This is a genomic window from Acinetobacter sp. CY17, from assembly GCF_059515825.1.
Genome location: NZ_JCAKMX010000019.1, coordinates 25,283 through 38,912, shown reverse-complemented (window position 1 = coordinate 38,912; position 13,630 = coordinate 25,283). Strand labels below are relative to the sequence as shown.

Genomic DNA, 13,630 nt, shown 5'->3' with positions numbered 1-13,630 from the left:
TGCATAGTTATGGTCTTATATGGTGTGAGTATTATTGCGGCATATATTGGGCAATTTCTTCTTCAGAGGGTGCCTGCAGATGATATTTGGCTAAGAGCTTGTCATATTCGCCGGATTGCTTCATTGCATTTAAGCCATCTTGAACCTTTGCTAACATCGCCTGATCGCCTTTAGGAATAGCAATGCCACCGAGTACGGGGAAGAAATCTTCAGTTGAACTGATCACGACACGGTCTTTGAGTTTATCGACGGTACTTTTTGCCACACTGGCATCGTCGTAATGGGCATCGACGGCTTTGGCCAATAACGCCTGTACAGCTTCAGGTGAGGTGTCAAACTCACGGATGGTAATTGGCGCTTTGCCCTTTGCGACACAAGAATCTTGTGACATAGTTCTGAGTTGTTCAGGGAACATTGAGCCTTTTTGCGAAGAAATGGTTTTACCGCATAAATCATCGCGGGTTTTAGGTTGGTAATTTGAGTTTTTTAGAGCAACGAGCGCTTCTGTGGTCATGTAATACGGCACCATATCCACTTTATTGAGACGTTCTTTGGTGATGTATAACGCTGACATCACCAAATCAAATTTTTTGGCTTCTAAGCCAGTAATGAGATTAGAAAAACGGCTATCAATAAAATTTACATCGGCATTGGAATGGGCAAAAATTTGTCTAGCGACATCAATATCAAAACCTACAGGTTGATCATTTTCTATGTATTCAAATGGCGGAAAAGTCATGTCACTGCCAATGTTATAAACTTGGGTGTTTGGTGTCTGTTCTGGCGGTGTTTGTTGGCTACACGCCGTGATGAAACTTAAACCTAGTGCCCCAATCAAAGGAATAACTTTAAACATTGTTTAACTCGCTTATTTTTAAGGTTTTAAATCATTTATACGCGAGTTGTTGCGCAAAAGTAATTTTGAATTTCTTAGCCAATACTCCAAAAAATACGATGCAAAGATTGCGACTGAACTGCTTAGACTAAAGAAAATCCTAAATGAGAAAAGCAATGAAGACAGAGGCAGAGATCCGAGTTGATTTGGCTGTAGCACTACGTTTAGTGGCAAAACTAGGTCTACATGAGGCAGTGGCCAATCATTTTAGTGCTGCGGTATCCGACGACGGTCGACACTTTTTACTAAATCCCAAGTGGAAACATTTTTCTAAAATTAAAGCCAGTGATTTAATATTATTAGATGCGAATGATGAGCAAAGCTTTGATCACAGTAAAATTGATGCCACGGCTTGGGCCATTCATGGCCAGATTCACAAACTCCGTCCTGAGCTGAAAGTGATTATGCATTTGCACCCTATTTATGCGACAACGCTGTCTTGTTTGCAATCACCGGTGTTAATTCCACTTGAGCAAAATAGTGCACGCTATTTTAACCGTGTGGCATATGACTTGGCTTACGCTGGTATGGCAGACCACATCGCTGAAGGGCAACGTTTAGCCATGTGTTTAGGGCAACATCAACGCTTAATGATGGGCAATCATGGGGTATTAATTGCCTCACATGAGATTGGCATTGCCTTTGATGATATGTATACCTTTGAGCGAGCCTGTCAAATTGTGGTAAATGCCTACGCCACAGGTCAAGCTTTGAATATTTTGAGTGATGACGTGGCAGAAAAAACCGCGCAAGATTGGCAAGGGATTGAAGATTTTAGCTTGGCACATTTTAATGAAATGAAAGCCATCATGATTGCAGAAGATCCGAGCGTATTGGATTAAATACGCAGCCTAAAAAAAGAGAGCTCTTAGGCTCTCTTTTTTGATTAGGCCATTTCTAGGCCAGCCTGCTGGACAAAGAATGAGGCGCCTTTAGGCTTTTGTGGCATTTGGAGCTGATTTGGGCTCATTCTAACCTGTCCACTTTCTTGGCCATACACCAACTGACCTTGATGTAGGCTAGGCAATGGATTGTCTGATAGAGGTACCGCATCTTCTGCTGCATAAACGCTAATAAACAAATAGCGTGGCAATTCGGTTCGATTGGCACCCGAGGCATGCAATAATCGTGTATGCATAAAACATACGGCGCCTGCTTTTCCTGTGCATGAAACATAGTTTTGGCAAGTACCTTCAATTTCGTCAGTAACTTTGCCCGTAAATCGACCATCTTGCCAGTGGCTATATAATTCTCCGCGGTGGCTACCTGAAATCACCTGTAAGGGACCATTCTCTGCCGTGACTTCCCCGACCATCAGCAATGCAGTAATCATGTCATCATTGGTGTGTGGGGTAAAAGGGAAATCTTGATGCCATTTTACAGTGGTTGCGGTATGCGGAAGTTTGGCATTGACTTTACTATGATGAAAACGCGTACCGCTGCCCCCAATGAGCTGTCCCGCCATTTTGGTCATCGCCGATTGCATCGCAATTTGATAATAGGCATCAGAAATTTCGGTCGGTGAGCTGACGCGTCTTAAGGCAGGATGATCGCGACGATGATCCACAGGGTCGACATCAAAGCGTGCCCGCTGATCTATCGTTTCACCATAGGCGGCCTCAAACTCACGACTTTCTTCAATCCATATTTCTAACTGGTCACGAAGGCCTTTCAGCTCTTGTTCAGTTAAGACATCTTCAACCACTAAATATCCATCGCGATGGAATTGTTCAATCTGTTGTGGATGTAGCATATTCCTATTCCTTATTACTGAGGATTCATCACAGCAGCAATATCAGCATCTGTGGGTGCTTTTAAGCCATAGCTGGCCAAAATTTTCTCAAACTCACCTGAGGCTTTGAGCTTGGCAATTCCCTCTTCAACCAAGGCGTAGGTGGCTTTATCCCCTTTACGAATACCAATGCCACCGACTGTGGGGAAGAATGCTTCGGTCGAGGTCACTTTGACTTTGCCTTGTAGGTTTTGTTCAGCCGCCTTCATCACCGCTGCATCGTCGTATTGAATATCTACGGCATGAGCAAGCAGGGCTTGTGTAGTTTGTGGTGAAGTCTCAAATTCACGCACGGTAATCGCAGCCAACCCTTTTGCTTCACAGCGTTGTTTAGAGATTTCATATACTTGGCTTGAGAAGGCGGTGCCTTTCATGGCACCCACTGTTTTGCCACATAAATCATTGGGCCCTTGTGGGTTAAGGGGTGAATCCTGACGCACCAATAAAGAGATATCGGTTTTGTAATACGGAATCATGTCAATTTGCTGTAAACGCTCTTGGGTGATGTACATCGAAGAAAATAAAATATCGAATTTTTCGCCTTTTAGGCCTGGAATAAGATTGGCCCAGCGCGTATCGACCCAATTGGTTTTTGACCCTTGTACGGTTGCAATTTTTTCCATAATTTCCACGCTTACGCCACTTGGTGTGCCATCTTTTAAAAATTCATAAGGTGGAAAGGTGAGATCTGAACCGACCGCAAGCACTTTATGGTTTGAGTCTGCCGCTGGTTGCTTCGATTGGCCACATGCAGTGAGGAAAAAGCTACTACATAAAGTTGTGATCATTAGAGATTTATAGTTCATTGTTCTTACTCGCTAGAGTTTTTATGATGTTTTTAATATAAGTGTTTGAAGACTTAAATCCGATTCGTATTTTTCTAAGCGCCTGTTTATAAAAACTATTGATCTTGCGCAATAAAGCGTTGAAAGCGTTCATGTTGGGTACGCATCAATACATCTGGACTATCGTTTAACACCACATGTCCACCTTCCATAAACATCACCCGATCAGATACTTGAAAAGCAAAGCGCATTTCATGGGTCACAATAATCATGGTCAAGCCTTCAGCCGCTAATGCTTCAATCACTTTCAAGACTTCATTGACCAATTCTGGATCGAGTGCAGATGTAGGCTCATCAAACAAAATGATAGAGGGTTGCATCGCCAACGCACGAGCAATTGCGACACGCTGTTGTTGGCCACCAGAAAGTTGATGTGGGTATTTATGGGCATGTTGCTTCATACCGACTTTGTCAAGCATGGCTAAAGCGGTCATTTTGTTGTCTAAAACAGTTCCCATATGGTGATACATCGGCGCCAGCATGACATTTTGTAAAATGGTTTTATGTGGGAATAAATTAAAGCTTTGAAATACCATTCCAACATGGACAATATTTTTTTTGTATTCAGGTGAATTTTCAGTTAAGTGCTGATCTTTTAAAAAGGGTTGGCCCAGTAAATTTACTGTGCCTTGATTGAGTGATTCCAGACCATTGAGTGTACGAATCAAGGTGGTTTTTCCTGAACCAGATGGACCGATAATGGAGATCACCTCCCCCCATTTGACTTGCAGGTTAATCCCTTTTAGTACTTCATGCTGCCCATAAGATTTATGAATGTTTAACGCTTCTAAAGCATAATCACCTTGCTTTACATGTTGTACGTCTTGACGAGCACGGATAGAGGCCAGCGGAAGCTGATTCAGTGGATCTTGTTCGCTGAGCATGCCAGGTTTGCGTTGGCTAATATCAATTTTGCGTTCAAAATACTGAATTAACCAGCCAAACACAGTCACAATTAAGACATAATAAAATGCAACCGCCAACATGGTTTCCATCACTAAAAAGTTTTGGGTGTAAAGACGCTGACCTACCAACAAAATTTCAGTTAAAGAGATGACTGAGACCAAAGACGTGAGTTTTACGATGGATACATATTCGTTACCCAGCGCTGGTAATGCCACACGAAAGGCTTGAGGAATGACAATCAGGCGTTGAATACCTGCGTATTTAAGTCCTAAGGCTTTACCTGCTTCGATTTGGCCTTTATGGATGGCCGTTAACCCACCCCGATGAATTTCAGCAATATAGGCAGCTTCACTTAAGGTCATGGCAATCAGACCTGCTAAAAATGGTGATGCCAGTACAACGCTCGATGCCGGGAAAATTTGCGGTAAGTTATACACAAAGACCAAGAGCACCAGCAGCGGCAAACTGCGGAAAAACCAAATATATAAGTCACTCGACCAAGCTAAAGGTTTATAACGTGATTGTTTGGCAAAAACTAAAATGAAACCTAGCACAATACCTAGCAGCCACACTAAGACACTCAGCTGAATGACGGTCCAAGTGGCACTCCAAAAACTTTGATGTGAGAATAAACTTAAGGTATATGCCCAGTTAAAATCCATTCCAATCCCCCGCCTATTCAATGTTTGATTTATTCTGTTATAGCGGAAATTTAAGCGGGAAGTAATTTGGAAAAATTGAGTTATTAATACAGCTTTAATTAAGCAATCAAAAAGGCTGAAGTGATAAGCATATAGCGATAAAAGCGCACACATACAGGTGCACTTTTATTTTTAAATAATTGATTAAATTTAGATTAAGCTCTGAATAATTTTCTCTAAAAATGTGTCACATTGCTGTAATTGCTCAATTGCCACGTATTCATTGGGTTTATGTGCAACGGCAATATCGCCTGGCCCACATACCACCACTGGACAATCTAAGGCATCTTGAAATAGCCCCCCTTCAGTACCAAAGGAAATATTTTGTGTGCGGGTATTGCAAGGCAATAAATCTTGTATAAATGAAACGGCTTGTACTGTTGGGGATGTTTTAAGCCCAGGATATTGATTGATTTCTTCAAGTTGAATCTTGTGGCGGAATTCTTCTTGAAGACAACTTAAAATTTTTTCTTGAATGCTATGGCTTTGATCTTCAGCCAAATGTCGAAGTTCGTAATCGACTACACATAGATTTGGGACAATATTTAAAGCTGTACCCCCTGAAATTTTCCCCACATGTAAAGTACTGTAGGCAATGTCGTAGCCTACATCTTGATGGCCATGCTGTTGTAGATCAGTTTGTACAGTTTGAATCGCATGAATGAGAGCACTAGCGACATGGATGGCATTTAAATAATTGGGCGCTAAAGCCGAATGCCCTTCTTGACCACAACACTTGGCACGAAATACAGTTTTCCCCTTATGGGCGAGTGCCAATTGCATCATGGTGGGTTCGCCAATGACGCAGATCAGTGGGGGTTTAAGCTGCTGTTTCAGTTGATCTAAAATACCACGTACCCCAATACAGCCAATTTCTTCATCATAAGAGATACATAAATGTAATGGGCGCTGTAGCTTGAGTTGACTGGCTTTTAATAATGCAAGCACGGCGCAGGCCAGAAAGCCTTTCATATCCGCCGTGCCACGTCCATAGATATTGCCCTGTTTCACCGTGGCTTGGAACGCTGGTGTATCCCAATTTTGTCCATCGATGGGTACCACATCGGAGTGACCTGACAGCAAAATACCGGCTTGATCTAAAGGGCCAACACTGGCCAACAAATTGGCTTTATTTTTTTCTGCATTAAAATCAAGATGGACGTCAATCTCGGCAGCTTCAAACACATCACGCAAATAAAAAATTAAGTTTAAATTACTTTTATAGGATGTGGTGTCAAAAGAAATCAGTTGTTTGAGAACTGTAAGATGATTGAATTGCTGCAATTAATCTACCTCGACCAGTGATGGCTTGGTTTTCATATGCGCATCAAAGAAATGTGCATCTGCCATGCCAGGAATATATTGATTGGACAAGAAAGCGCGGCAACGGCTGATAAACGCTTGCGACACCGTATTTAAATGTGCATTTTTTGCTGTCGCCAAGCCAATTTGCATTGGACGATGTTCTCCTGCCAAGCGAATACGGACCAAACGTTTCCCATCTAAGGCATAATTGTTTTTAGGACGCACGTTTAAAATGGTATAGCCTAAATTATTTGCCACCATCGCCCGTACCACATCCACATGTTTAGACGAGTGCTCAACTTTGGGACTGAGTTTATGCTGCCGAAATAGCGAAATAAAATAATCACTACTGTAAGGCATATCTAATAACACCATGGGATAGTCAGCCAATTCTTGCAAAGTGACCGCTGAGTTTTTTGCTAAAGGATGTGCTTCACTGACCAAAACATGTGGGGGCAATACAGCTAAAGATTCAAAATTCACCACATCATGATCAATGTTCAAATCATAAGTCAGCACGACATCCAGTTCATTTCTGACCAAACGATGAAGCAATACCTGCTGATCATCCTCACATAAAGCGAGATCAACTTTTTTATATAAGTTAGTAAAGCCGTGGATAATTTCAGCGTAAATCATCGGTGAAAATGCGCTAAAGCATCCTAAGCGTAAGGGGCCACGAATCGACCCAGAGAAATCGGCAGCTAAAGCGTATAGGTTGGTTGATTGGTTTAAGATCAACAAACATTCTTGCATGACACGCTCACCAATATTGGTCAAGATTAAGCCTTTGGCATGTTGGCGAATAAAAAGCTGCACTTGTAATTCAGATTCAATATGTGCAATGGCTGCAGAAATCGAAGGTGAAGAAACATGGATTTTCTCTGAGGCAATAATAATGCTGCCACTTTGTGCAGTCGCGACAAAATATTGCATCTGACGGAGTGAGATTCGATTAAGCACCTAATTATCCTAACGTTAACCTCTCGAAGAAACTTGGCTACCCGGTACACCGTAATCGGGTGAAATAGCTGGGTTTAAAGCGCGTACTACGTAATCTTCGACTTGAGGTTCATATAGCTTCCAAAGTTGATAGAGATCTTCAATTGGCGTATCCGACCAATCAACACGTAAATTAATGACTGGCCATTCGAGTTTATCAACTACCAATACGCCAGCAGAATGAACAGGCCCCATTTCTCCACCTGCAGCTAAACCTGCTTGTAGCGCCTGTAACAGACGCTCAGCTAAACTTCCTGATGCTTGGTGAAAAGTATTCACCATGATTTCAGGGATTCGAGCATCGGCAAGTAAATTGCCTGCAGCAACTGCGTGTTCTCCAATGCACTCAGCATGTACACCTAAACTATAAGTGCCACTAAATGCAGCGGGTGGTGCTGAGGTATTGAGTGCAGTTAGCTGACGATATTCAATAAAATCGGTATTCTTTACCAATTCTGAGATCGCCTGCTCAGGAGCCAGATCATACTTCAGCATATCTAGCAAAATGTTTGCCAAGTATGGATCCGTAATGTTTTGTGAGGTGGCAACCCCGATACCTGCTTTGGCATGTAGGCAGCGTGCGGCAACTGCGGGTGAAGATGAGCTAATGGCGCCGCCAAATTGCCCAGTTTTAGGGCAACGTGCAATAATGGAAAAAGTCATAAACAACCTCCAACCTTAGGCATCAGGAATCACAGCGGTGGCATCAATTTCAACTAACCACTCTGGGCGAGCCAGTGCAGAGACCACAATACCGGTTGAAACGGGGAACACGCCTTTAAGCCACTTCCCCACCACGCGATAAACCTCTTCACGGTAACGTGGATCAATAATGTAAATGGTGATTTTACAAATATCCTCAAGCTCACCGCCGGCCTCTTCCAGTAACATCTTAATGTTATACATCGCTTGCTCAGCTTGACCCGCTGCATCACCAATACAAACGCTTTCAGATGTATCTAAGTTCTGTCCAATTTGACCACGCAAAAACACGGTACTGCCACGTGCAACCACGGCTTGGCATAAATCATTATCTAAATGTTGTTCTGGATAGGTGGCCTGAGTGTTAAAGGTACGAATACGTCTATGTTTCATCACTTGATCCTATTAAGTTCATAGGCCGAGTATGAATCAAGTGCTTGATAAGGCAATTTTCCTTTTCTGCTTCAATAGTTCGCATTTTCCTTATTAAGCTGCAGAATATCTAAGTTCAAGTAAACGTCAGCATTATTTTTAAGACTAAGATTTGAGTGTTTGCTGATTGTTGTTAAGCTTAAGTAGCTTTTTTTGATCATCCTTGTTTTTAAAATAGATTGAAATGTGTAGCTTTTACTGGGGAAAATGATTAAATCTTTCAGTGAACGCTATAGATTAAAAATTAAAGTTTTATAAATCACATAGGTGTCTTAGATTTGTACAAATTTAATATCCACATGTGATCAAAATAATTCAATCACAACAGTACTCAGGAAGCTGCTATGAGCCCAATCCTTACCGCTTATTTATTATTGGCCATCGCAATCGTGTGCGAAGTTACAGGATCAAGCTTTTTATTAAAATCTCAAGGTTTTACTAAACTGTTACCTTCGGTGATGGTGGTTTTATTGTTTAGTGTGGCATTCTTTTTACTTTCACACGTCATAAAAACTATTCCCTTAGGAGTGGCGTATGCCATCTGGAGTGGTGTAGGGATTGTATTGACCGCTATTATTGGTTATGTATTTTTTAAACAAGTTTTAGATACTGCAGCAATCATTGGCATGCTAATGATTGTAAGTGGTGTGTTGGTTATTCATATTTTTTCTAGTTCAACAGGACATTAAAAATGCCTATGTAGAGTGCTACATAGGCATGTGTATGAATTAAGTCCACCAAGAGCCGCTATCAAATGGATTGAAACTTGGCAATTGGCTGATATGCCCGCCTAAGAAGCCTAGACCATCAATCGTATGTTGAGCCACATAACCTAGCCCATCAGCCACATGTCCGACGATAGGTACATTGGAAACAAGATCAGTGACAGGTGCAATGTCTTCTAAAATATTGTCTAAAATGCCAGAGACATCTTGTACTACACCACCTACGGTGGCAAATGGATCACTTGCCAGTTGTCCTAAAGTATCTAGAGGATCAATACCTGCTACATAATCGCCCAACTCATCAACTAAGCCACTTGCATTGCCTACAGTAACACCTGCGGCATTAAGCACATCGCCTAGGATTGGTACATCTGATAAAGGATGACCTGTAATTGGATCAACAAGATTACCCACGTCGGTAATAATGTCTGATGCATGATTGAGTGTTCCACCGACGAGATCTGTGGCATGGTCAAGCAATTGATCTACTGCACCTGAAATGTCACCTGCAGCTACATGTTGGCCGACCTGATTTAAAGTAGTGGTTGCATCTGCCACTAGGTTGCCTGCGGTTGTCACTGTCGACTCAATCACTGAGCCCACCACTGGAATGTGGCTGAGTGCATCAGTGACCGGTGCGACAATTGTGGCTGCAGTGTCGACTAAACCTGCAGTATAACTTATGGTGTTCCCTACAACTTGAGTGACACCTTGATATGCTGGAGTAAAAATACTACTGAGTTTCGCGGTAAATAACTTAAACATGATCGTTCCCTCTTCATTGTTGAATCTGGATCTTATTATTGATGAAATAAATTAAAAAAATATGTTTAAGATAATTTTCTATTATTTTAATTTTCATTTTTATATCAAATACTTATTTTTATTAAAATTATATTTCTATCATTCATTTTTAATTTTGAGTAAAAAAAAATAATTTTTTTATTGTAAAGTAATGGCTTAGATAATTTAAAGCATTCATAAATTGAAACGTTAAATTATTTATTTTTTTGTAATTAATGTTTTTTTTAAATATAAGTTGATCTTTCATAAAGATATTTTTATAAAATTAATGGAAATTTCATATGAATTTATTTAGCTAAAAGCAGTAGCCAATCTTTGGATTGGCTACTTTGAAAATATTAATACTTAAATTGTACCGAACCCGTCACGGTACGCGGTGCCCCCCAAACATTGCTGCGCGCCATAGTACCCACCAAGTACTCTTCGTCAGTTAAGTTGGAAATATTTAAGCCTAAAATTATATTCTCGGTTGCTTGATAACGTCCCATTAGGTCAACGAGGGTATAAGCATCTTGTTTATACGTATTACGGTCAGCAACTGAGGCATAAATATCACTTTGCCATTTTACCCCAGCACCTAAGGATAGTTTTTCTAGTGCACCACTAAATTGATAACTGGTAAATAACTTCAACTGATTCTGTGGAATATTGGTATTAATGCGTACACTTTTATCTTCTGTATTGACATAACTATAGCCACCAGCGATACGCCAGTTTGGCAGTAGTTCACCACCTACTTCTAATTCAATCCCCTCACTTTCTACCCCTTGCGCTGCACGGTAGTAGGCATCATCTATGCTTAAATCAGGTGGAATAAGCCCTTGATCTAGGTCTTGTTGCGTATATTCCCCCGCACGCACGGCTACATTTTCTTGCTTGGTTTTAAAAGCGGATAAGCTGAGGTTAAGTCGCTCTTGAAGGAGATCAGCTTTGACGCCTAGCTCAAAGGTATCTCCGGTCACTGGATCCAAAGTTGCACCGTCATAAGCGCGACTAGATTGTGGCTTAAAAATATTGGTATAACTTCCATACACAGACCATGCAGGGGTTAAATCATAAACAATACCCGCATACGGTACAAATTCTCCATTTTCGTTAGTGGCACTGGTGATATTGCCTTTATTTTGATAGTTATTGACACTCGCACCCAAAATGACATGTAAGTGATCCATCGGGTTTAAGCGTAAGGCACCATAGCTGCTAATTTGGCGTTGTTTTTCTTCTAATGTACCTGAGGCTGTAATGATCGGCGCCGCCACTGTGCCGTCCCATGTTGACACAGGCACTGTACTTGGTACACCTTCAATTTTCCAGTCATCATCATGGCGCTCCATATCATAGGCGGTTATCCCCAATACTGCTTCATGTGTGCGTCCAAACAATTGAAATGGACCTTGTGCTGAAGCATCAATGTTCCATTGCTCAGGTGTTCTGGTGTTACGGTCAGCGCTAAAGGCCATTATGTCTGCCGCGAGATTAATGTTCGATCGCCCTGCGATGCCGTACACAATATCTGTATCTGACCAGGTGTAACCTGTATTTAAGGACGTCTTCCAATCATTGTTAAATATATGCTCGATCCCAGCAAAGACGTTGATACGCTGCACATCATCATAGGACCAAGCAGCAGCGTGATTGTCTTTGGGTCCAAAAGGTGTGCGCTTAGTTTTACTGATATCTAAAATATTAAAGCCATGAGCAGTGACACCATCATTTTCTTTTTGATAAGCATCAATACCTGCGTGTAATGTAGTCGACTCATCAAGGTCAGCTTCAACAATCGCATAGATCCCTGCTTGCTTGCCTGTTCCACGTTTTTGGTAGCTGTCATAGTCTTCATAAGATGCCACTACACGCGCACGTAGCGATTGATCTTGATTTAAGCTGCCTGAGACATCAACCTCAGAGCGAACTTTATTCCAAGAGCCTAATTCGATACGAGCATCACTATGTAATTCCTTGGTAGGTTTTTTGCGCACTAAATTAATCGTTGCACTTGGATTACCTGTGCCACTCAGCAAACCATTTGCACCTTTGAGGACTGTGACATTTTCATATACGTTTGTGTTTAATGAAGTGGTATTGCCTATTGCAGCACTGGTGCTATTGATTCCATCTACTTGATAATTGGTAATACTAAAACCACGTGCAAAATAATTATTGAAGGTATCGTCCGTCCCTGGTGCTGCATATTGTGTGCCACTGACCCCCACAGTTTGTGCCAGCACATCACCTAGCGTATCTAAATTTTGGTCTTGCATTTGTTGACTAGTAACGATGCTGACCGCTTGCGGTGTTTCTTTTAAAGCTAAATTAAACTTGGTTGCTGATGTCGAGTTTTTAACTTTATACGCACTCTCTTGCTCAGCCATACTTTCAATCGTTTCTAGTACAGTGATCTCACTGGCTTGGGTATGTGTAACCGCCATAGTCGAGATGCCCAATAGAGCAAGTTTGATAGAACGATTTAAAAGTGTGCTTTTGAATAACATGATCATTTCCATATAATAAAGATAATTATTATCATTTATATTTTGTAGCAAAACTTGTACACTTTTCAATGAAAAAGGAATTGTTTTTAGCAATCCAAACCACAAGTTTGAGTCTTTATTTCAATAGGATATAAAAAGATTTGCTGTCTTTTAGATTAAGTTAATGTTTTTTATTGAATTTTAATATTTAGATTGATAGTTGAGTTTTTAATGAAGAAAATCTGAAGGATTTCAGCGCCTTTAAAATATAAAGGCGCCTGAATTTAAGCTAGATGGCTTGCTGGCGAGCGTAAATATTTTCTAAGGTATCGACTAAGGTGCGTGTGGTTTGATCAATTTCAAAATTGAGTTGGTCACCTACCTGCAGCTGTCCAAATTTGGTCAAGCGAATGGTCTCTGGAATCAGGTTAACGGAGATTTGATCGCGTGCTAAATCCACCTGATTGACGGTTAAGCTACAGCCATGTAAACCAATAAAACCTTTAAGGAAAAAGTATTTCATACATTGCTTAGGAATTTGAATATCAAATTGTAGGGTTTGTCCAATATGGATGATATTCACAATACTTGCTTTACCCTCAATATGACCATATATGTTATGCCCGCCATTTTCCATGCCGACTTTAAATGAGCGTTCTACATTGACCAAATCGCCAACCTGCAAATCAGCTAATGTGGTGAGAGAGAGTGTCAAGGCTGCAACGTCAAAGCTGACCTGAGTTTTGTCATCCGTGATGCCTGTTACCGTTAAGCAGGTGCCATCAATCGCGACACTTGCGCCCACAAAAACATCATCCATAAAGCCTTTTGTATTGCTTACGAAAATAGTATGGAAGCCGTCATGTTGTTCAATTTTTTCAATACGTTCTGTGCCAAGCACAATACCGGTATACATAGTGATTCCTAGAGTTTTAAATTGTGTTCAATATAACAGAGCAGAGATCACACCGTAATTGCTTTGATTATACTTCAATCAATTGCTCGGATTTTTTGAATGGAGGCTTGTAAATGTTCTTTCAAAATATGCTG

The 13,630-nt window shown here is 41.1% G+C and carries 13 protein-coding genes; 2 read left to right on the top strand and 11 right to left on the bottom strand.

Going from position 1 to position 13,630, the window contains the following annotated elements; genetic code table 11:
* Positions 1 to 31: 31 nt before the first annotated feature.
* Entirely contained in the window at positions 32 to 856 is an 825-nt protein-coding gene (locus tag AC5YCI_RS12730; RefSeq protein WP_496129484.1) for an ABC transporter substrate-binding protein, read from the bottom strand.
* Between the two features lie 155 nt (positions 857 to 1,011).
* On the opposite strand from AC5YCI_RS12730, the gene AC5YCI_RS12725 reads away from it, so the two are divergent.
* On the top strand, positions 1,012 to 1,737 hold the full coding sequence (locus AC5YCI_RS12725; protein WP_496175603.1) for a class II aldolase/adducin family protein: 726 nt from the start codon (positions 1,012 to 1,014) through the stop codon (positions 1,735 to 1,737).
* A 44-nt stretch (positions 1,738 to 1,781) separates the two neighbouring features.
* On the opposite strand, the gene AC5YCI_RS12720 is transcribed toward AC5YCI_RS12725, so the two are convergent.
* The 7 genes from AC5YCI_RS12720 to AC5YCI_RS12690 form a co-directional block, all read right to left on the bottom strand.
* Positions 1,782 to 2,648, bottom strand: a complete 867-nt coding sequence (locus AC5YCI_RS12720; RefSeq protein ID WP_496175602.1) for a phytanoyl-CoA dioxygenase family protein — start codon at positions 2,646 to 2,648, stop codon at positions 1,782 to 1,784.
* A 14-nt stretch (positions 2,649 to 2,662) separates the two neighbouring features.
* The gene (locus AC5YCI_RS12715; protein ID WP_496129481.1) at positions 2,663 to 3,493 is read right to left on the bottom strand and encodes an ABC transporter substrate-binding protein; all 831 of its coding nucleotides are present in this window, start codon (positions 3,491 to 3,493) and stop codon (positions 2,663 to 2,665) included.
* Positions 3,494 to 3,588: 95 nt separating this feature from the next.
* A complete protein-coding gene (locus AC5YCI_RS12710) occupies positions 3,589 to 5,100 on the bottom strand; it encodes an amino acid ABC transporter permease/ATP-binding protein (protein ID WP_496129480.1) in 1,512 nt (503 codons plus the stop codon).
* Between the two features lie 189 nt (positions 5,101 to 5,289).
* Positions 5,290 to 6,423: an acetylornithine deacetylase gene (gene argE, locus AC5YCI_RS12705; protein ID WP_496175601.1), complete on the bottom strand. Its 1,134-nt coding sequence runs from the start codon at positions 6,421 to 6,423 to the stop codon at positions 5,290 to 5,292.
* A complete protein-coding gene (locus AC5YCI_RS12700) occupies positions 6,424 to 7,407 on the bottom strand; it encodes a LysR family transcriptional regulator (RefSeq protein WP_496129478.1) in 984 nt (327 codons plus the stop codon).
* A 15-nt stretch (positions 7,408 to 7,422) separates the two neighbouring features.
* Complete coding sequence (locus AC5YCI_RS12695) at positions 7,423 to 8,109, bottom strand: DUF1028 domain-containing protein (RefSeq protein ID WP_496129477.1); 687 nt, start codon at positions 8,107 to 8,109, stop codon at positions 7,423 to 7,425.
* Between the two features lie 15 nt (positions 8,110 to 8,124).
* On the bottom strand, positions 8,125 to 8,541 hold the full coding sequence (locus AC5YCI_RS12690) for a RidA family protein (protein ID WP_496175600.1): 417 nt from the start codon (positions 8,539 to 8,541) through the stop codon (positions 8,125 to 8,127).
* A 383-nt stretch (positions 8,542 to 8,924) separates the two neighbouring features.
* On the opposite strand from AC5YCI_RS12690, the gene AC5YCI_RS12685 reads away from it, so the two are divergent.
* Complete coding sequence (locus AC5YCI_RS12685; protein ID WP_496129475.1) at positions 8,925 to 9,269, top strand: DMT family transporter; 345 nt, start codon at positions 8,925 to 8,927, stop codon at positions 9,267 to 9,269.
* A gap of 39 nt (positions 9,270 to 9,308) precedes the next feature.
* On the opposite strand, the gene AC5YCI_RS12680 is transcribed toward AC5YCI_RS12685, so the two are convergent.
* The 3 genes from AC5YCI_RS12680 to AC5YCI_RS12670 all read right to left on the bottom strand — a co-directional run bounded on the left by AC5YCI_RS12680 (position 9,309) and on the right by AC5YCI_RS12670 (position 13,496).
* Positions 9,309 to 10,070, bottom strand: coding sequence for a hypothetical protein (locus tag AC5YCI_RS12680; RefSeq protein ID WP_496129474.1), 762 nt, complete (start codon positions 10,068 to 10,070; stop codon positions 9,309 to 9,311).
* A gap of 377 nt (positions 10,071 to 10,447) precedes the next feature.
* Positions 10,448 to 12,601 (bottom strand): TonB-dependent siderophore receptor, encoded by a 2,154-nt coding sequence (locus tag AC5YCI_RS12675; protein ID WP_496175599.1) that lies wholly within the window; start codon positions 12,599 to 12,601, stop codon positions 10,448 to 10,450.
* Positions 12,602 to 12,869: 268 nt separating this feature from the next.
* Positions 12,870 to 13,496, bottom strand: a complete 627-nt coding sequence (locus AC5YCI_RS12670; RefSeq protein WP_496129472.1) for a riboflavin synthase subunit alpha — start codon at positions 13,494 to 13,496, stop codon at positions 12,870 to 12,872.
* Positions 13,497 to 13,630 lie beyond the last annotated feature (134 nt).

Bases quoted from the DNA above. Each gene is read 5' to 3' on its own strand.
- AC5YCI_RS12730 (WP_496129484.1), bottom strand. From the start codon at position 856: ATGTTTAAAGTTATTCCTTTGATTGGGGCACTAGGTTTAAGTTTCATC.
- AC5YCI_RS12715 (WP_496129481.1), bottom strand. From the start codon at position 3,493: ATGAACTATAAATCTCTAATGATCACAACTTTATGTAGTAGCTTTTTC.
- AC5YCI_RS12685 (WP_496129475.1), top strand. From the start codon at position 8,925: ATGAGCCCAATCCTTACCGCTTATTTATTATTGGCCATCGCAATCGTG.
- AC5YCI_RS12720 (WP_496175602.1), bottom strand. From the start codon at position 2,648: ATGCTACATCCACAACAGATTGAACAATTCCATCGCGATGGATATTTA.
- AC5YCI_RS12670 (WP_496129472.1), bottom strand. From the start codon at position 13,496: ATGTATACCGGTATTGTGCTTGGCACAGAACGTATTGAAAAAATTGAA.
- AC5YCI_RS12725 (WP_496175603.1), top strand. From the start codon at position 1,012: ATGAAGACAGAGGCAGAGATCCGAGTTGATTTGGCTGTAGCACTACGT.
- AC5YCI_RS12680 (WP_496129474.1), bottom strand. From the start codon at position 10,070: ATGTTTAAGTTATTTACCGCGAAACTCAGTAGTATTTTTACTCCAGCA.
- AC5YCI_RS12695 (WP_496129477.1), bottom strand. From the start codon at position 8,109: ATGACTTTTTCCATTATTGCACGTTGCCCTAAAACTGGGCAATTTGGC.
- AC5YCI_RS12710 (WP_496129480.1), bottom strand. From the start codon at position 5,100: ATGGATTTTAACTGGGCATATACCTTAAGTTTATTCTCACATCAAAGT.
- AC5YCI_RS12690 (WP_496175600.1), bottom strand. From the start codon at position 8,541: ATGAAACATAGACGTATTCGTACCTTTAACACTCAGGCCACCTATCCA.
- AC5YCI_RS12675 (WP_496175599.1), bottom strand. From the start codon at position 12,601: ATGTTATTCAAAAGCACACTTTTAAATCGTTCTATCAAACTTGCTCTA.